Below are 18,286 nucleotides of genomic sequence, written 5' to 3' on the forward strand. Positions count from 1 at the left end.
CACTGGCCTGCCGGTGTTTTCCTGCTCAGCGTGCTTTGCGCTGCTGCATCCGGAAGCGCTGCTGCATCCGGATGCGCCGTCTGCGGTATCCTTCCAGATAGCATTTCATTCCGTTCAGGATGTCACTGCGGTAATCTCTCTGGACCATGCACAGCTCTGTGGAGGGAAGGGAATTCTGCACGGACGCGGAGACAAGGCTCTGCTGATAACATCCGGTGATGATCCCGGACTCCATGCAGTAGATATCCATAATCTCTTCCCGGGACAAAACTCCGCTCTCTTCCAGCTGCCGGCTCCAGGCGTCGGTGCGTTCGCTGAGACGTTTTTTCATACGGCAGAGAGTGTCTGTATCCGCGCCCCGTTCCAGAATGACGGCGCGCAGCGCCTCAAGCCGGATGTACAGAGGATTGGTTTCCAGAAGCAGGGTCAGCTCTTCCAGCAGCAGAGCCTGAATATCGGAGAAGCTTTCCGGCTGTTTTCTTCTTACGTGTTCTTCCAGAAAGTCAAGCCGTTTTTCATATTCTCTCCAGAGAAGGCACAGAAATAAGGTTTCCTTCGTTTTGAAATAGACGAAAAGAAGCCCGTTTGAGATCCCGGCTACTTTTGCAATGTCGGACATTTTCAGATCCCGGTAACCGGATTCCAGGAAGAGCTTTTCTGCTGTATTCAGAATTTCTCTGGCCCGGGCGGTCTTGGCCTCTTCGGTCATGGCGCGTTTCAACAGGTGTTCCCCCCCTTTTGATCTGTGCGTAAGGACAGACGACTAGCTCTGGCTGCCCTGTGTCCGGCGGCAGCGCACAGCCGCTGCCGGTCAGACAGAGCATAACGGATAATAAATGATTCGAAGTCAATTATAGTAAGTGGAAGGAGTTTTGGCAATAAACAGAATCTTAAAAAAGTATAAAAAGAAACGGCAAAGAGAGACAGGAAAAAAGACAGAAAAAGGCTGGCGGGGAAATTGTCCACGCCAGCCAGCTGCCGGAAGAAAATTGAAGGAAGGCTGAAGCCAGCCCGGGATCTGTCCGGCCACAGCCTGCAGGCCAGTCCGCGCAGCGTTTACGCCTGCTCCCCGAAAAACAGTTTCATGTCGTCATCCACTGTGCCGATGCCCGCGATGCCGAACTGACTGACCAGTATGTCTGCCACATTGGGGCTTAAGAAGGCCGGAAGCGTGGGTCCGAGATGAATGTTTTTCACGCCCAGGTACAGAAGAGCCAGCAGCACGATGACAGCTTTCTGCTCATACCAGGAAATGTTGTAGATGATGGGCAGGTCATTGATATCATCCAGGCCGAACACCTCTTTCAGTTTCAGGGCTGTGACTGCCAGAGAGTAGGAGTCGTTGCACTGGCCTGCGTCCAGCACCCGGGGAATGCCGCCGATATCGCCCAGGTCCAGCTTGTTGAAGCGGTATTTGGCGCAGCCAGCAGTGAGGATAATGGTGTCCTTTGGCAGCGCTTTCGCGAAATCCGTGTAGTAGCTGCGGCTTTTCGCCCGGCCGTCGCAGCCTGCCATCACGACAAATTTCCGGACAGCGCCGGATTTTACGGCTTCCACGATTTTGTCCGCCAGGGCAAGCACCTGCGCGTGGGCAAAGCCGCCGGTGACAGTACCCTGCTCGATCTGCGCGGGAGGCAGGCACTGTTTTGCCTGTTCGATGAGAGCTGAGAAATCTTTCCAGCCGTCCTTATCTTCGGAAATATGAGCACAGCCGGGATAGCCTGCGGCGCCGGTGGTGTAGAGGCGGTCCTTATAGCTGTCCTTTGGCGGCACAATACAGTTGGTGGTCATGAGAATGGGGCCATGGAAGGACTCAAATTCCTCTTTCTGCTGCCACCAGGCATTTCCGTAATTGCCGGCGAAATGGGGATACTTTTTAAAAGCCGGATAGTAATGGGCCGGAAGCATCTCAGAATGGGTATATACGTCCACGCCGGCGCCTTCAGTCTGTTCCAGCAGCATTTCCAGATCCCGCAGGTCATGGCCGGAGATCAGAATACCGGGATTCTGTCTCACGCCGATATTGACACTGGTGATTTCCGGATTTCCGTAGGTTTCCGTATTGGCCTTATCCAGCAGCGCCATGGCGTCTACGCCGTATTTTCCGGTTTCCAGAGCCAGAGCGGTAAGCTCATCTGCTGTCAGATGATCGTCCAGCGTGGCGGCCAGAGCTTTCTGAAGAAAGGCATGAATCCCGGGGCTGTCATAGCGCAGGACAGCCGCGTGGCTGGTATAGGCAGCCAGGCCTTTGAGACCGTAGGTAATCAGCTCCTTCAGAGAGCGGATATCCTCATTTTCCTCAGACAGAATGCCCACCTGAGCCGCTTTAGCCGGAAACTCTTCCTCATTTCCGTCCCAGAGGGCAGCTTCCGGAAGACCAGCCGTATCCTTTATCTGTGCGGTTATGCCGCGCCGGGCGTCAAGCGTCTCCCGGATGCGCGCCTTTATGGCCTCCGAATCAAAATTTACATTGGTAATGGTGGTAAAGAGATTCTGCGTGATGAGCTCATTGATATGCGCAGGCACTTCCGTGCCTTCGGAACGCAGCCGCACCGCCGCAGCCGCAAGCCCTTTTGTTGTATACACAAGCAGATCCTGGAGAGCAGCAGTCTCCGGTGTCTTGCCGCACACCCCCATTTTGGTGCAGCCGGAGCAGCCGGCGGTCTCCTGACATTGATAGCAGAACATATTCTGGTTCATATAAGATTTCCTCCTCTATGTTTTTATACGGACTGTCGATTGACTTTACGGGTATACTATAGTAGATTTAAAACAACAAATCTGTTGTTAAGACAACAAAAAAGGAGAAAATTTTAAGATGAATTATCAGTTTCTGTCCCGGACAGCTCTGTTCTGCGGCATACAGCCGGAAGAGATGAAAACGATGCTCTCCTGCCTGACAGCGGAAGCGCAGACCTATGAAAAAGGGGAAATGATTTACCGGGCCGGTGACGCGGCTGCTTCCCTGGGAGTGGTACTGGAGGGAAAGGTCCTGATCGAACATGATGATATCTGGGGAAATACCACGGTGCTGGACAGCGTCCTGCCGGGCCAGATTTTCGCCGAGACCTATGCCTGCACGCCAGGCGAGCCTCTGATGGTAAACGTGGAAGCGGCGGAAGAGTCGCAGATTCTTTTCCTGAACGTTAGCCGGGTACTCCGCAGCTGCACCCATGCCTGTGCCTTTCACGGAAAGCTGATTCGAAACTTGCTGGCCCTTTCCGCCCAGAAAAATCTGAACCTGTCCCGGAAGATTTTTCATACGGCTTCCAAATCGATCCGCGGCCGGCTGACGGCCTATCTGTCGGATCAGGCTGTCAGGAGCGGAAGCAGCAGTTTTACCATTCCCTTTAACCGGCAGCAGCTGGCCGACTATCTGAATGTGGATCGGAGCGCCCTGTCCGCGGAGCTTGGGAAAATGCAGCGGGAGGGGCTGCTCAGAGTAAAGAAGAACCTGTTTGAGATCATGAAGGAATCCAACGGATAATACAATAATACGGCAGTATGACAATATAGCAATGTAGCAATACAAAAATACAGAAATACAGAAGCGCGGGAAGCGCCCTAGGCGGGCGCTCCGGCGTACCTTTTATAGGGATGCTTCAGAAAGCCTTTATAAAAGATAAATCCCAGCAGCGTGGTTAGAATCTCCGTGCAGGGGAAGGTCAGCCAGAACCAGGTCAGTCCAAACCGGGAAAACAGAAATCCCAGGGGTACAAAGAGCACTACTGTGCGCACAATGGTCAGAAGCGAGCTTTTGAGTCCCTGGCCTACTGCCTGAAAGAAAACAGGGAAGGTAAGAGACGTGACCATGGGGACAAAGCTCAGTCCGATAAAATGGAACCCAAGCTGTCCGATTTCCACGACCCGTTCATCAGAGGTAAAGACTCTCAGCATGGGCCCGGGAACCGTCTCAAAGCAGAGAACGCCCACAAGCATCAGAGCCGCTCCAAACAAGACGGCGGTGGTCAGAGTCTTTTTGCAGCGGCTGATGTTCCTGGCCGCGTAGTTAAAGCTGATGACCGGCACAATGCAGGTCTGCATGGCGCCCAGCGGGATGAAGAAAAAGGTCTGCCATTTATAGTAGAGGCCGAGGGCAGTCACCGCCTGATCAGAGAAACCGGACAGAATCAGGTTCAGGCCCAGGATGTAAAAGGTATAGGCCGACTGCATGAGAATATTCGGAATGCCCAGAAGGAAGATCTCCCGGACGCGCCGGGGATAGCGATGCCGGGCGGGCGATTTCCGGAAGCCCTTTTTCATCACGATAAGAGCCGCCACGATCTGTCCTGCCACCGTGGCGATGGCAGCGCCCGAGATGCCAAGCTCCGGCAGGCCGAACATGCCGAAGATCAGCAGCGGGTCGAAGACTATATTGGTCAGGGCTCCCGCGATCTGGGCCAGCATCGGCGTCTTCATGTCGCCGGAGGCCTGCAGAACCTTCGTCCAGATGCTTTCCAGAAACAGGCCGAAGCTGAACAGGCAGACGATGCGCCCGTATGCGGTGATATCCCGAATCACCTCCGGGGAGTTCGTGGACATTCTGGCATAAGCCGGTAGGAAGAACCAGCAGGCAAGGGCAAAGACAGCCCACATTCCCACCGCCAGCGGCGTGCCTACGCCCGCGAACTCATCCGCTTCCTCCGTTTTTCCCAGGCCAAAGCGGGCAGCCATGGCCGTATTGATGCCTACGCCGGTTCCCACTGCCAGAGCGATCATCAGAAGCTGGAGCGGGTAGATGATGGAGAGGGCCGTCAGGCCCGATTCGGCGTAGCGGCCTACGAACAGACTGTCCACGATATTATAGAGCGCCTGAATGAGCTGTGCCAGCATAACAGGCGGCGCGATTTTGAATAATATTTTTGATATTTTCTCCTGGCCGAAGAACCGGGATTCTGAAAGTGTGCGTTCCATTTTTCTTCTGTAACTCCCTCGATGTTTATTTCCGCGGGCAGCGAGCCAAGCGGATGCGTTTACGCAGCCATTTGGCGAACGCCGCTATGATTATCCTATAAAAATATATTGCGGCGGGGGTGGGTTGTCAATATGGAAATTCCGAGGATACTGGGGAGTGATTGTGGAGGAAATAAATATCTGGCGGAGACCTCGTGGAAGGGAAAAGACGGAGGGAAAAGGTGGAAGAAACAAAGCAGATTTGGTATAATTCAGGGAAAGAGACCGTTTAAAAGGTACGGAATAAGCGGGGAGAACAAAATACCAGAAGAGGGTGTATGTCAATGCAGGAAACATTGGATTATTACAACAGAAACGCCCGGGAATTCGCAGAAGGAACGTCTGGCGTGGATTTTTCCGGGATTCAGAACCGCTTTCTGTCTCATCTGCCGGAGGGAGCGCTGATTCTGGACTTCGGCTGCGGTTCCGGAAGGGATACGAAAGATTTTCTGGAGAGAGGATTCCGGGTGGAGGCGGCCGACGGCTCTGACGAGCTGTGCCGGCTGGCCAGCGTATACACGGGAATCCCGGTGAAACAGATGCTGTTTCAGGAACTGGAGGAGGCGGAAAAGTATGATGGAATCTGGGCCTGCGCTTCTATACTTCATCTGAGACGGGAGGAGCTTCCGGAAGTTTTCAGGAAAATGTACAGGGCATTGAAGCCGGGTGGCATCCTGTATGTCTCTTTCAAATACGGTGATTTTGAAGGAGAGCGGAACGGGCGGTATTTTACAGATATGACAGAAGAGACGGCTGAAGAGCTGCTGGAGAGCGTGCCGGAACTGAAGATAAAAGAACGCTGGGTGACAGGAGATGTCAGAGCGGGAAGAGGTGCTGAAAAATGGCTGAATATGATCCTCAGAAGGTCGGATACCTGTTGGAGGTAGGAGAAGAATATCACGATACGCTGGATATGGAAGGCTTTTCGCGGATGATGCAGAGCCCTTCTTATTGCTATAAATTTTACTGGCTGGAAGCGATCGTGAAGCTGATTTCTGAAAATAAGGAGGAGGCCTCTTATCATGAAATTATCGATGAGATGGCTGGTATCACATGGACATAGGCGTTTCAAATGTTGCTTCAAATGTTATGAGTCGTACTCAGAGATAACACCGAATTGACAGGGCAAAGAATAACGGATTGATTGAGGGGGTTAATACATTGTCTGTGCTATTAAAAACACAGTTCCAAACAGCATATGGGAAAAGGTAGAATTTTGACTGCTTGTGGTGACAACGAGAATGGAATCAAAGGCAAAAAATTTATTATATTAAAATCAATCTTTATACATCTAAAGATTGCACTAGCGATTTTTAAGTAGATATGGTATACTATAAACTGCAAATAAATAATCTGTAATAAAGATGAAAGGTGTTAATTATGGCGGTATCTTATAATGGCCTATGGAAAATTTTAATTGATAAAAAATTACAAAGAAAGGATCTAACAGAGCAGCTGAATATAAGTTCTACAACTATCGCGAAGATGGGAAAAGGTGGAAAGGTATCTATGGACGTTTTGGAACGTATTTGCCGGTATTTGGATTGTGATCTGGGAGATATTGCAAGTTTTGAGATAGAGGAGAATATCGATGGTAGTAAATAAACACGGTAGTTTTTATATGAGAAGTGGATGGGGCACAAAAATCATTCAGGCAATAGAAGAAGATGCCATGATTTTTACTCCAAGTAGTGAACAGGAGGCTATTGATAATATTGGATTAGGGCGTGTAATGATCAGAGCGCTTAGATATTGGTCTAATGCAATGATGCTTACGCACGAAGAAAAAGAGCAGGGAGGGATAAGATTAGTACCTGAGCCGATTTACTACAGCATATTGCATCATGACTTGTATTTTCAGAGACAAGGCTCTTTGCTCTTGATGCATAGAAACTTAGCATTGAATGAAGAAAATGCAACTGCATGGTATTGGCTATTTAATGAGTGGAAACAGAATACGATTACCAAAGAGGCATTTGTAGATGGATTTCATTTGTTTTTGTCTGTGAATGGGATGAAAGTTAAGAAGGCAGCGGTTGAAAAAGAGTTTAACTGCTTAAAAAATACTTATATTGGTGACAGTAAGTTTGATAAAAATAGCATTATGGATGAGGATACATATCCGTTCTTAGCACCATTACAAATTTTGAAGAAAAATGGGAAAAATGCATATGAAAAAAGGAGTCTAACAGGCAAGGAAGTTCCGCTAGAAATTCTTATTTATGCAATAGCAATGGATAATGTAGATGATAGCTCGAATGGTAGACAGATAAATATTGATAAAGTAATGGAGGAAAAAAGACAGATTGGAAAATATTTTGGCATGAAATATTCCAAATTGCTTGAACTGCTTGTAGAGGCAGAAAATAAAAAGTATATCAATCTAAATAATAATTTTGGAAATCGTTTTATCGAATTCATTGATTATGATTATGCTGGATTGGTAGATAAATATTATGTTGATAAGGAACGGTAAATGATGAATTACACAAGTTTAGTCACGAAAAAGAAACAATATAAGTACTCTGCTAATATTTGTTTTGATATGAAAGATGATGAGAAACTAGCCGAATTTATTCCAAATATAACTACAACAGAGATTTTACGAGAATATTTGTTAGGAATCATCAATAGAAATGCAGAGGTACATTCAAGAATATTATATGGTTCATATGGAACTGGAAAATCGCATTTATTAACAGTACTCAGTGATCTGTTAGGACATGTGAATACTAATGGAAAAGGCATTGTTGAATTTTTAAATGCAATTGCAAAATATGACAAAGAGCTTGCGTCAGAGATAAAGAGATTTATAAGCGAAGAAAAACCTTATTTGGTAGTTCCGATTTACGCCAATTTTGGCGATTTTGATAAATGTATTACATATTCACTTAAAAAGGAATTGGAAAGAAATCATATAGATATATGCTTTAAAAGTTATTTTGATGATGCTTTAAAATTGATAAATAAGTGGAGTCAAGGAGACGAGTCAAATAAAAGATTAAAAGAAATATATAAGTCTAATAAAATCAGTGAAGCAGATTTGCTAAATGGTTTGGAAAATTATGATTCTAAATCTGAAAAAGAGTTTAATATTGTTTTTAGAGCTATGACGTATGGTGCAGAATTTGTAAGTGAAGCGGGTAACATGATTGATAACATTACACTCACAAATTCAGTAATTACAGAGGATTACAGAGGAATTATATTTGTATTTGATGAGTTTGGCAGATATATAGAAGATACTGGAGAAAACATTAAAGTAAAAGATGTGCAAGATTTGGCGGAATTTTGCGATCACTCAGATTTTGATGATTATCTCATACTAGTATCTCATAAACAGCTGTCACTTTATACAGATAAAATGAAAAAATCCATTAGTGATGAATGGAAAAAAATAGAAGGAAGATTTAAGTCAACTTCTATCAATATTAAGTATGATCAATGTTTATCATTAATTCCACATATCATTCCAAAGACAAAGAAATGGAATGGATTTAAGCGCAAATATCAGGAACAACTGAATGAGCTTTATACTCAGGCATATGACTTCAAAGGTTTTTTATTACCACCGGAGAACGAAGGAATAAATCCGTTTGAAGGAGGATATCCGCTACACCCAATTACATTATATGCACTAGATAGGCTGTCTAAGCGCGTAGCCCAGAATGAAAGAACATTTTTTACTTACTTGGCAAGTGACGAAGAATATTCATTATTTTCGCAACTTGGAAAAATGGATTTAGAAGAGTTTCATTTTATTGGACTTGATGCAATATATGATTATTTTGAAGAAAATATATGTTCATATAGAGGTGGTGAAGCAAGGGAAACATACAAGAAATACCAAGTGGCTATTAGTAAGCTTGGGAGCAATTCAGAGAAGAGTCTAGAAATCCGCGTGTTAAAAGCAATGGCAGTCATTTATATTATAAATGATTCTGGAACGCTGGCACCAGATATGGAGACATTAGTAAATGTTATTGATGCGAATAAAGATTTGGTAAGAGATGCAATTACAGAGTTAGAAAAGAAAAAGATTATAAAATATATGCGTCAATATGGATATTATGATTTTTTAGACAGCAGTATTTATGATTTTGATTCGATGATTGACGAAAGGCTATCATTTATAACAGATGAGACAGCAGTTTCTATTTTGAATGAAGAATTTTCGGATTTTGTAATATATCCATACGATTATAATTGGCACTATCATATGAACCGTGTTTTCTTGCCCATATTTGCGCTGAAGGCAGATCTTACCAAAAGAACATTAATGAGATTTCTTCCAAAGTATTATGATGGAATGATTGCTTTTGTACTTGATAAGAAGTTTGAAATTTCAGACTATCTGAATGAAAATAATTTGCCAGATAGAGCTATTTTAGTTATTAATCAAAATGAAGAGGAAATTCTTTATGAGGTTAAGCGGTATGTAGCTATTAAATATTATTATTCTATAAGAGATGAGTTAAAGAAAGATGATCCCACAGTAGAGAAAGAGCTAGAGTTATATCTTAACGAACAAAAGAGCGTTCTTCACGATATCATTGAAAACTGGAAAAATATTAAAATGAACAACATTGCAGTGGTATCAAATGGACAAGAGTATGTGACTCGAAGCGACAAAGATATATCTGAAATTGCTTCAACAATTATGATGAATAGTTTTTCGAGAACAATTATTGTTAATAATGATTTGATCAACAAGAATACAGTGACGGGAGCAATTAGGCTGGCAAGATCAAAAGCTCTTTCATATATCATGAATAATAAAGAAAATATGTTAGAAGATTGCAGCCTATTATCTCCGGAACATTCGATTATCCGTTCTGTTTTGTCAAAAAATGGGCTTTTCGATGGTGAGGATAATGTAGGGGTTTTAAATACATTACCGAGTGGAGAAGTGGCAGGGCAGTATGTTTCTGATGAGATAGGCAAATATATTAAAAAATGCATGAAAGGACAAACTAGTATTAAGGAAGTATACGATGTATTGAAAGGGACACCTTATGGTTTAAGAGATGGGTATATTTCAGTAATCCTTGCGTATGAGCTGAGAAATTTTGAAAATATTTCCATTTATTTTCATGGTTCAGAGCATGATTATTGTGAAGAAGAGTTATTGAAAGCGTTGGAGAATCCGGAAGATTATAGTTTATATATTTGTAACTGGTCTAAAACCGAAACAGATTATATTGAAAGCTTGGAAAAGATATTTGCCCGTTATGTAGACAAAAAGGCAAAGAACAGATTGAAAGAATTATATGAAGCAATGAATAAGCATTTTGTTGCTATTTCTAAGGCTGCCAGAACCACAAATAAGTATGTATCAGAGAAGATTGACGAAAAAAAGTGTAAGCATTGCAAGAAATGTATTGCCAAGTTTTATAATGGTTGCATTATTTGTGATAAAGTTGCAGGAAAGAAGGAATCATAAGTGGTTTATTTAGATAATGCCGCAACAACTAAATATAAAGGCAATTTTTGACACATTAACGTTAGATAGAGATAAATTATCTGGCATAGATCCGTACAGTGATGATGAAGATGAGGATAAGTATGGTAAAAGTGAATTAAAATCATTTTTGTTCTATAAAATAAATGCTGCGGATCCTTTTAAAAAATCATATGTAAAAATACAGCATTCTAAAGTAGATCGAAATGCCTACGAGACAATCATTAGAGAAAATTTTATAGAAAAGAATATGGTTTATTGTGATAAGCTGGATGCTATAGATATGAACGACGATCGAACTAGCTTGATTTTAAAATGTTATAAATATTTTAGAGAACGTTTATTGCAGATGAAAATCGAAGATATTATTGCACTGCATAATTCTATGTATAACGATGGAAAGAAGATGATAGTTCTTATTACCATGGATTTAGATGATGACAATGAGCAATCTATCTTTGACACAATAAATCGTGCAGGTGTTCATTTAAGCGTATCAGATATTATAAAGAATGATCTTTTCAAAAAGTACATGGATTTATGTCAGGGAAACGAAGAAGAAGAAAAAAGGGTAATACAAATATATGAAGAAAAATGGGAAAAATTGTTTTATATTTATCCCGATGGGCAAAGACATATTTGGGATGATGTAAGAGTGTTTGGTAATCAACAAAGGACTAATCTTGATTTTTTATTGTATTGTGTTGCGTTTGTAAGATGGGGAAAGAAGGAGGATATTTTTTCTGATCTAGCGAAGGTGTATAAAGAAGAAACGAAAAAAATGAATAAAGAAGAATTGCTTTTGCTCATAGAACAAATTCATTCATATGCAATTATTTTTCGGGATAAAATTGTTAATTTACAAGATAAATACAAACAAGAAGATGATGCAATGACTTTTTCATATAATGTTTATGTAAATCGTCTTTTGTTAATATTAGAGGTATGTGGAGTGCAAATGTTTTATCCATATGTGTTAAAAATATTATCTGAAAAAGATAAGCTTGGGGAGGCAAAGGTAAAGAAAGAATTTCATATTCTAGAATCATTTATTATTAGAAGACGTCTTTCTTCTAAAGGGGTATCAGATTATGCTACAAAGTGCGACTATCTTATTAAATGTGGGTCGGATGAAATACAAAGAGAACTTAAAGAAAAAGATTCTCAAATTGGAAATGGGAATTTGAGGGGGTATTTGCAATCCATCAAACCAGAAAATGCCAAGTTATTATTATTTATCATAGAACTTTATAAAAGGCGGGATGAGAAATATGATATAAGTTCACTAGCATATAGATATACTTTGGAACACATTATGCCCAAAAGTTGGCAAAAACATTGGCTTAGTGTTCCATTACGCAAATCAGATGGTACGGAGTATATTGCTGATGACGGAACAAAAATTGATTTGACAACTGATGACGGACAGAAAATTAGAAAACAGCATATAGAATCTCTCGGTAATATGACACTTTTATCACAAAATTTAAATGCTTCTGTAAAAAACAATACTTATGAGAAAAAAATTGAAGGGGAAGGCGATAAAAAGCCAGGTTATAGAAAGTATACATCATTACTTATTACAAAAAAGTTAGTAGATAACTATGACCAGGGGAAGACTGAGTGGAATGAAAGTGAGATTGATAAAAGAACGTCAGAGTTGTGTGGACTCATTTCAAAAATCTGGCCAGATAAGTTTTAGTTAACAAAGGAGCACCCATGGATCACCTCCGCTGCGTCATCGAACGCATCACCTACCAAAATCCACAAAACGGTTACACCGTCCTCAAAGCCGCCGCCAAAGGCTATACCGACCTGGTCACTGTCGTCGGAACCATGCCCGACACCCACGTGGGCTCTGTCCTTTCGCTGGAAGGCTTCTGGAAAGTAGACGCAAAATATGGCCGCCAGTTCTCGGTAGAGAAGTTTGAGGAAACCCTTCCGGCCACCGTCTACGGCATCGAGAAATACCTGGGTTCCGGACTGGTGAAGGGCGTGGGACCCAAGTTTGCAAAGCGCATTGTTCAGAAATTCGGCAAGGACACGCTGGACGTGATAGAGGAGCATCCGGATTCTCTGCTGGAGGTGGAGGGAATCGGGAAGATCCGGGTGGAGCGCATCAAGAAGAGCTGGCAGGAGCAGAAGGAAGTTAAAAATATCATGCTCTTCCTCCAGAGCCATGAGGTCAGCACCGCCCATGCCACAAGGATTTTCAAGACCTACGGCAGCGACAGCATCAGCATTGTCCAGGATAATCCCTACCGGCTGGCGGATGATATCTGGGGTATCGGCTTCAAGACAGCCGACCAGATTGCGGAAAAGCTGGGAATCGGGAAAGAGAAATTTGTCCGGCTGCGGAGCGGAATTCTTTACACTTTAAACAAGCTCTCCGAGGAGGGACACTGCTACGCGGTCCGGGAACAGCTGATTGGCAAAGCGGAGGAGCTTCTGGAGGTAGAAGCGCCGGAACTGGAAATGACGCTGGATGAGATGCTGCGGACCAAAGATGTGATTCAGGATGAAGAGGCCATTTATCTGCCGCCCTTCTATTTTTCTGAGACAGGCTGCGCCAGAAGGCTGGTCCGCCTGCTCCTGGCAGAGCGCGGGATTCGGCTGGATGCCGATAAGATCCTGGAGCAGATTGGGGAGCGCTCCCGGATTTCCTATGACGAGATACAGCTGGAGGCGATTCGGACAGCCGTTTCCTCAAAAGTCATGGTGCTGACCGGAGGGCCGGGAACAGGAAAGACCACCACGGTGAAAGGCATCATTTCCGCCTATCAGATGGCGGGCTGCCGGGTTCTGTTGGCGGCGCCCACCGGACGGGCGGCGAAACGGATGTCCGAGGCCGCAGGCATGGAAGCAAAGACCATTCACCGGCTTCTGGAATACAAGCCCCCGGAAGGGTATCAGAAAAACGAGGAACATCCCTTGGAAGGCGACGTGCTGATTCTGGATGAGTGCTCCATGGTAGATGTGATGCTCATGTACAATCTTCTGAAAGCCCTTCCTGACCAGATGACACTGATTCTGGTGGGAGATACGGACCAGCTGCCAAGCGTGGGAGCGGGAAATGCGCTGAAGGATATCATAGCCTCCGGGCGGATTCCGGTGGTGAGGCTGACGCGGATCTTCCGTCAGGCCCAGGGAAGCAGGATTATCATGAACGCCCGCCGGATTAACCGGGGAGAAGCCATAGATATGCGGGGAGGAAAGGACGCGGACTTCTTTTTCGCGTCCAAAGATACCAATGAGGAAGTGGTGGAGACGCTGGTGCGCTATTGCACAAAGAATCTTCCTCAGTATTATCATGTGGACGCTCTGCAGGACATCCAGGTGCTGACGCCGATGCAGAGAGGTATCTGCGGGGCGGCGAATCTGAACCAGGTGCTGCAGGAAGCCATGAATCCTTCGAATGTGTTTCTGCGGCGGGGCGGGACCCAGTACCGTCTCCGGGACAAGGTCATGCAGATACGCAACGATTACGACAAGGAAGTGTTTAACGGAGATATCGGCGTTGTTTCAAAGGTAGACATGGAAGAGCGGGAGCTGACTGTGGATTTCGATGGGAGGGCAGTCGTCTATGATGTCAGCGAGCTGGACGAGTTGACGCTGGCTTATGCCACGACCATACATAAGGCCCAGGGAAGCGAGTATCCCATCGTGGTCATGCCCTTTACCATGAGCCATTTTGTCATGCTTCAGAGAAATCTTCTCTACACCGGCGTGACCCGGGCAAAGAAGATTCTGGTACTGATTGGTGAGAAACGGGCCGTATATTACGCCATCAAAAACGTGACTACAGATTCCCGGAACACGAAGCTGGCCAGACGCCTTCAGGAGGAAAATACGGAAGAAGAGGCAGAAAAGCATTCTTCCGAAGAAAGCATTTCCCGTAAAAAACCGAAGCTGATCGTTTATAAAAACAGCCTGCAGCCCATGCGGACAGAAGAAGAGCCGGGAGCGTACAGCGGCGATCTGTTTGCGCGCCTTGCTCAGTCAAAGTTTCGGAGCAGTTTTCATCTGAAAGCCAACGATAAAGCCTATGTGAGAGAAAAGGGCATGGACACGATCCGCAGCCATGCCTGTGATTTTATCCGGACACGTCTCGCTCTGGCTGAGCCTGCAAATGACGGAAAGCAGACGCCCATGCGGGGCCATCCGGTCTTTGTGGCCCAGCATGCCACAGGAATCTGCTGCAGGAGCTGCCTGGAGAAATGGCACAGAATCCCGAAAGGCCGGGAGCTTACGGAGGGTGAGCAGACGTATCTGGTGGATGAAGTCATCATGAAATGGATCAAGCGGGAAATGGGATAAGACAAAGGAAGGTATAGACAATGAGACTGTTTATTGCGATTCCCCTTTCGGCGGAAATGCAGAAGGCGCTGGTCGCCTGCATGCACGATTTGAAAAAGCAGGGAGTGGAGGGAAACTATGTTCCGGCGGCGAATCTGCATATGACTCTGGCATTCATCGGGGAATATGATGATCCGAAGAAAATCAAACAGGTGCTGGAACGGGTTCCGTGTCCTAAGTTCCGGCTGGCTCTTTCTGAAAAAGGAAATTTTGGAAATATCCTCTGGGCCGGTGTCAAGGGGAACCAGAAGCTAAACGCCTATGTGAAAGAGCTGCGGGCAGCCTTGAAAGAAGAAGGGATTCCCTTTGAAAATGACAAATTTGTTCCCCATATTACATTGATTCGGAAGGTTTCCGCAAAGAAGCCTTATCAGGTTCATCTTCCGAAGGCAGACATGATGGTTACAAAGGCTTCCCTTATGAGGTCGGAATTCCGCAGCGGGAAAACCATTTATCAGGAGCTGTAGGATATGCAGACGACAGAAGAGAAATACGACAGGCTTCTTCATATCAAAACCACAGGCCGTGATGATTCCCATTCCGATCAGTACCGTTTTCCCTATGAGCCCACGCCGTATCCTGTGCTGGAGCGTTTGGCAAATGCGGGCTATATCCGGAAAGGCAACACCCTTCTGGATTACGGCTGCGGCAAGGGGCGGGTGGACTTTTTTCTGGCCTGGCAGACCAGGTGCCGTACTATCGGAGTCGAGTACGACGAACGGATTTTTGAAAAAGCAGAAGAAAATCAGAAAAGCGCTGTTTCGGCAGCCCGGACAGCCTTTCAGCTGGCCAATGCGGAAGCCTTTCCGGTGCCGGAGCATGTGGACCGGATCTATTTTTTCAATCCCTTTTCTGTGGAGATTCTTCAGAAGGCTCTTGCCCGGATTCAGGAATCCTGGTATGAGGCGCCCAGAGAGCTTTTGATGTTCTTTTATTATCCTTCAGATGAATATATATCCTATCTGATGACGGTGGATGAGCTGGCATTTCTGGATGAGATTGACTGTGGAGATTTGTTCCCGGGGGAGGACTCCAGGGAAAGAATTGTGATTTTTGAATTGCCGGGATAACAGGCGGAAAATGAAAACATGACGCTGAAAGCATTGCGATTATGCGGACGGCAGGATATACTGGTGTTTGAAATAAAAAGCATATTGATGTAATATGGTACAGAATAGAAAATATGTGGAAGAAAAACGGAGGACTTCAGGAATGAAAATAGCAGTAACCTATGATGACGGAAATATTTTTCAGCACTTTGGAAAAACAGAATTTTTCAAGGTATATGAGGTGGAGGGTGGAAAGGTAGTCTCCAGCGAGGTGATTGGCTCGAATGGCGTCGGCCATGGAGCGCTGGCAGGACTTCTGGCAGACAGGTCCGTGGATGTACTCATCTGCGGCGGCATCGGCGGCGGAGCCCAGGCTGCTCTTGAGCAGGCTGGCGTGGAGCTGTGCGCCGGAGCCGAAGGAGACGCAGATCAGGCGGTGGAAGCTTATCTGAGAGGGGAGCTGGTTTCTTCTGGAGCCAACTGTGACCATCATCATCACGAGGAAGGACATAGCTGCGGCGGACACGAGGAGGGACACTCCTGCGGCGGAGGCTGCGGCGACAGCTGCGGAGGCGGCTGTGGGGCACGGCCGGCGCTGACTGGGCGCAACGTAGGAAAGACCTGCCGGACGCATTACAGGGGCACGTTTAACGATGGAACGCAGTTTGACTCTTCCTATGACCGCGGGGAACCGCTGGAGTTCATCTGCGGTGCAGGCCAGATGATCCGGGGCTTTGATGCGGCTGTGGCGGATATGGAGGTCGGACAGGTGGTAGATGTCCATCTGATGCCGGAGGAGGCTTACGGCATGCCGGATCCGAATGCCATTTTCACATTGGAGATTGCGCAGCTTCCGGGCTCTGAGGAGCTGGAAGCAGGGCAGCAGGTATATCTGTCCAACCAGTATGGACAGCCTTTCCCGGTGAAGGTAGCAGCGAAGGATGAGACTACGATTACCTTTGACGCGAATCATGAGATGGCAGGCAAGGAGCTGAACTTCCGCATTGAGCTGGTTGAGGTGAAATAGGGCGGTATGGGACACGTATATTTTGTCCGCCACGGTCAGACGGTGTGGAATGTGGAAAATAAGATCTGCGGCGCCACAGACATAGAGCTTACGGAGCTGGGCCATCAGCAGGCTGTTGATACAGGAAAGAGGATACTGGAAGAGGGAATCAGGGCGGACGAGATCCTGTATTCCCCTCTTGTCCGCGCTGCGGAGACAGCCCGGCATATTTCTGAGATGACAGGAATCCCGGCGCGGATGGAGCCGCGCCTGAAGGAGCAGAATTTTGGGAAATGGGAATCTACGCCCCGGGATGGAAGGGAGTTCCAGAAGGCGAAGGCAGATTTCTGCTGCCGGTACGGAGGCGGAGAGTCCATGCTGCAGCTGGCCCAGAGAATCTACAATCTTCTGGACGAGCTCAGGGAGGAATCCGAGGAGAAAACCTATATTCTGGTGGCGCATAACGGTATTTCCAGAGTTGTGCATTCGTATTTCTATGAGATGACCAATGAAGAGTATGCGGCCTTTGGAGTAGAGAACTGCGCTGTGCTGCGGTATGACTTTGGGGATACACATGTGTAATGTACAGGAGGCCAGGGGCGGGCTGCCAAGGGCAGCCCGCCTGTGCAGTATCATTTAAGCGATAGCAGGAGGAATGCAGAATATGAAACCGTATAAGCACATTGTCCAGTATTATGAGACGGATCGGATGGGCATTACCCATCATTCCAACTATATCCGGTGGATGGAGGAAGCCAGAATTGAGTTTCTGGATCAGATAGGCTGGAATTATGCGAGGCTGGAGGAGCTGGGAGTGATCTCTCCGGTGACTGCGGTGGAGTGCAGATACAAGCACAGCACAACGTTCTCTGACGAGGTGCTGATTTCTGTTCATGTGGAAGAGTTTAAGGGAGTGAAGCTGAAGCTGGGGTACCGGATGGAGAAAACCGGCGGAGAGCTGGCGGCAGAGGGACATTCGGAGCATTGCTTTTTGAGCAGGGAAGGAAAAATTGTCCGGCTGGATAAGGAGTTCCCGGAATTTTACCGTACGCTGACAGAGCTGGCGGCGGCCTGGCAGGCAGACGGGGGTAAAACAGCGAAGCGGGGATGAGAAAAGCCGGAGAGGAAAGAGCTGGCGGCAAAGCCGGGGGTTGACACCCTTCAGAGGATATGGTACCATATCACCCGGACATGAAAGAATAGATATCTGCCGGCTGGATATCACCGGATATCACAAGCTATTGCGGCATTCAGAAATTAACCGTAGGTACGGCGCCTTTCGCGCTATAAGGTTAATTTTTGGGTGCTTTTTTTGTCAGGGCGTTCCGGTCAGACGGCAGTGGCAGGACGGGAGTATACGGTAAACCATGAGTACCGACTCATTTTATGACCGCCGTTACCGGCGGACGGTTTACACAACATTTGTTGTTTTTGTTTTACTCCGGCAGATTTCCGGTAGCT

The 18,286-nt window shown here is 46.1% G+C and carries 16 protein-coding genes; 13 read left to right on the plus strand and 3 right to left on the minus strand.

Translation table 11 applies throughout. The annotated features are described in order from the left end of the window. Window positions 1-25: 25 nt before the first annotated feature. Together B5E77_RS01530 and hcp are read right to left on the minus strand one after the other, a co-directional pair. Entirely contained in the window at window positions 26-721 is a 696-nt protein-coding gene (locus B5E77_RS01530; protein ID WP_143468561.1) for a TetR/AcrR family transcriptional regulator, read from the minus strand. Between the two features lie 335 nt (window positions 722-1,056). Beyond that, a complete protein-coding gene (gene hcp, locus B5E77_RS01540; protein ID WP_087163619.1) occupies window positions 1,057-2,700 on the minus strand; it encodes a hydroxylamine reductase in 1,644 nt (547 codons plus the stop codon). 118 nt (window positions 2,701-2,818) lie between these two features. Between hcp and B5E77_RS01545 the strand changes: the two genes are divergently transcribed. Further along, window positions 2,819-3,487 carry a Crp/Fnr family transcriptional regulator gene (locus tag B5E77_RS01545; RefSeq protein WP_087163620.1) on the plus strand — a complete coding sequence of 223 codons (669 nt, stop codon included), beginning with the start codon at window positions 2,819-2,821 and terminating at the stop codon, window positions 3,485-3,487. Window positions 3,488-3,564: 77 nt separating this feature from the next. On the opposite strand, the gene B5E77_RS01550 is transcribed toward B5E77_RS01545, so the two are convergent. Next, window positions 3,565-4,914 carry an MATE family efflux transporter gene (locus B5E77_RS01550; protein WP_087163621.1) on the minus strand — a complete coding sequence of 450 codons (1,350 nt, stop codon included), beginning with the start codon at window positions 4,912-4,914 and terminating at the stop codon, window positions 3,565-3,567. Between the two features lie 323 nt (window positions 4,915-5,237). Between B5E77_RS01550 and B5E77_RS01555 the strand changes: the two genes are divergently transcribed. The 12 genes from B5E77_RS01555 (at window position 5,238) to B5E77_RS01610 (ending at window position 17,936) form a co-directional block, all read left to right on the plus strand. Further along, on the plus strand, window positions 5,238-5,840 hold the full coding sequence (locus B5E77_RS01555; protein ID WP_087163622.1) for a class I SAM-dependent methyltransferase: 603 nt from the start codon (window positions 5,238-5,240) through the stop codon (window positions 5,838-5,840). Further along, window positions 5,795-6,016, plus strand: coding sequence for a hypothetical protein (locus B5E77_RS17045; protein ID WP_087163623.1), 222 nt, complete (start codon window positions 5,795-5,797; stop codon window positions 6,014-6,016). Before B5E77_RS01555 ends, B5E77_RS17045 begins: the two co-directional genes overlap by 46 nt. Window positions 6,017-6,333: 317 nt before the next feature. Beyond that, complete coding sequence (locus tag B5E77_RS01565) at window positions 6,334-6,558, plus strand: helix-turn-helix domain-containing protein (RefSeq protein ID WP_087163624.1); 225 nt, start codon at window positions 6,334-6,336, stop codon at window positions 6,556-6,558. After that, window positions 6,545-7,429, plus strand: coding sequence for a DUF4007 family protein (locus B5E77_RS01570; protein WP_087163625.1), 885 nt, complete (start codon window positions 6,545-6,547; stop codon window positions 7,427-7,429). Before B5E77_RS01565 ends, B5E77_RS01570 begins: the two co-directional genes overlap by 14 nt. Then, window positions 7,430-10,396, plus strand: coding sequence for a hypothetical protein (locus tag B5E77_RS01575; protein ID WP_087163626.1), 2,967 nt, complete (start codon window positions 7,430-7,432; stop codon window positions 10,394-10,396). 16 nt (window positions 10,397-10,412) lie between these two features. After that, a complete protein-coding gene (locus B5E77_RS01580) occupies window positions 10,413-12,116 on the plus strand; it encodes an HNH endonuclease family protein (protein WP_087163627.1) in 1,704 nt (567 codons plus the stop codon). A gap of 17 nt (window positions 12,117-12,133) precedes the next feature. After that, window positions 12,134-14,731, plus strand: coding sequence for an SF1B family DNA helicase RecD2 (recD2, locus tag B5E77_RS01585; RefSeq protein ID WP_087163628.1), 2,598 nt, complete (start codon window positions 12,134-12,136; stop codon window positions 14,729-14,731). Between the two features lie 20 nt (window positions 14,732-14,751). Continuing rightward, window positions 14,752-15,237, plus strand: a complete 486-nt coding sequence (thpR, locus tag B5E77_RS01590; RefSeq protein ID WP_087163629.1) for an RNA 2',3'-cyclic phosphodiesterase — start codon at window positions 14,752-14,754, stop codon at window positions 15,235-15,237. Window positions 15,238-15,240: 3 nt separating this feature from the next. Beyond that, on the plus strand, window positions 15,241-15,840 hold the full coding sequence (locus B5E77_RS01595) for an SAM-dependent methyltransferase (protein WP_087163630.1): 600 nt from the start codon (window positions 15,241-15,243) through the stop codon (window positions 15,838-15,840). 142 nt (window positions 15,841-15,982) lie between these two features. After that, on the plus strand, window positions 15,983-16,846 hold the full coding sequence (locus B5E77_RS01600) for a NifB/NifX family molybdenum-iron cluster-binding protein (protein WP_087163631.1): 864 nt from the start codon (window positions 15,983-15,985) through the stop codon (window positions 16,844-16,846). Between the two features lie 6 nt (window positions 16,847-16,852). Next, on the plus strand, window positions 16,853-17,407 hold the full coding sequence (locus B5E77_RS01605) for a histidine phosphatase family protein (protein WP_087163632.1): 555 nt from the start codon (window positions 16,853-16,855) through the stop codon (window positions 17,405-17,407). An 82-nt stretch (window positions 17,408-17,489) separates the two neighbouring features. Further along, entirely contained in the window at window positions 17,490-17,936 is a 447-nt protein-coding gene (locus B5E77_RS01610) for an acyl-CoA thioesterase (RefSeq protein WP_087163633.1), read from the plus strand. Window positions 17,937-18,286 lie beyond the last annotated feature (350 nt).

The sequence above is a fragment of the Lachnoclostridium sp. An131 genome, assembly GCF_002160825.1.
Lineage (GTDB): Bacteria > Bacillota > Clostridia > Lachnospirales > Lachnospiraceae > Laedolimicola.

Coding starts and splice junctions, on each gene's coding strand:
- B5E77_RS01555 (WP_087163622.1), top strand. CDS start 5,238: ATGCAGGAAACATTGGATTATTACAACAGAAACGCCCGGGAATTCGCA.
- B5E77_RS17045 (WP_087163623.1), top strand. CDS start 5,795: ATGGCTGAATATGATCCTCAGAAGGTCGGATACCTGTTGGAGGTAGGA.
- thpR (WP_087163629.1), top strand. CDS start 14,752: ATGAGACTGTTTATTGCGATTCCCCTTTCGGCGGAAATGCAGAAGGCG.
- B5E77_RS01595 (WP_087163630.1), top strand. CDS start 15,241: ATGCAGACGACAGAAGAGAAATACGACAGGCTTCTTCATATCAAAACC.
- B5E77_RS01600 (WP_087163631.1), top strand. CDS start 15,983: ATGAAAATAGCAGTAACCTATGATGACGGAAATATTTTTCAGCACTTT.
- B5E77_RS01575 (WP_087163626.1), top strand. CDS start 7,430: ATGATGAATTACACAAGTTTAGTCACGAAAAAGAAACAATATAAGTAC.
- recD2 (WP_087163628.1), top strand. CDS start 12,134: ATGGATCACCTCCGCTGCGTCATCGAACGCATCACCTACCAAAATCCA.
- B5E77_RS01610 (WP_087163633.1), top strand. CDS start 17,490: ATGAAACCGTATAAGCACATTGTCCAGTATTATGAGACGGATCGGATG.
- B5E77_RS01580 (WP_087163627.1), top strand. CDS start 10,413: ATGCCGCAACAACTAAATATAAAGGCAATTTTTGACACATTAACGTTA.
- B5E77_RS01605 (WP_087163632.1), top strand. CDS start 16,853: ATGGGACACGTATATTTTGTCCGCCACGGTCAGACGGTGTGGAATGTG.
- B5E77_RS01545 (WP_087163620.1), top strand. CDS start 2,819: ATGAATTATCAGTTTCTGTCCCGGACAGCTCTGTTCTGCGGCATACAG.
- B5E77_RS01550 (WP_087163621.1), bottom strand. CDS start 4,914: ATGGAACGCACACTTTCAGAATCCCGGTTCTTCGGCCAGGAGAAAATA.
- hcp (WP_087163619.1), bottom strand. CDS start 2,700: ATGAACCAGAATATGTTCTGCTATCAATGTCAGGAGACCGCCGGCTGC.
- B5E77_RS01565 (WP_087163624.1), top strand. CDS start 6,334: ATGGCGGTATCTTATAATGGCCTATGGAAAATTTTAATTGATAAAAAA.
- B5E77_RS01570 (WP_087163625.1), top strand. CDS start 6,545: ATGGTAGTAAATAAACACGGTAGTTTTTATATGAGAAGTGGATGGGGC.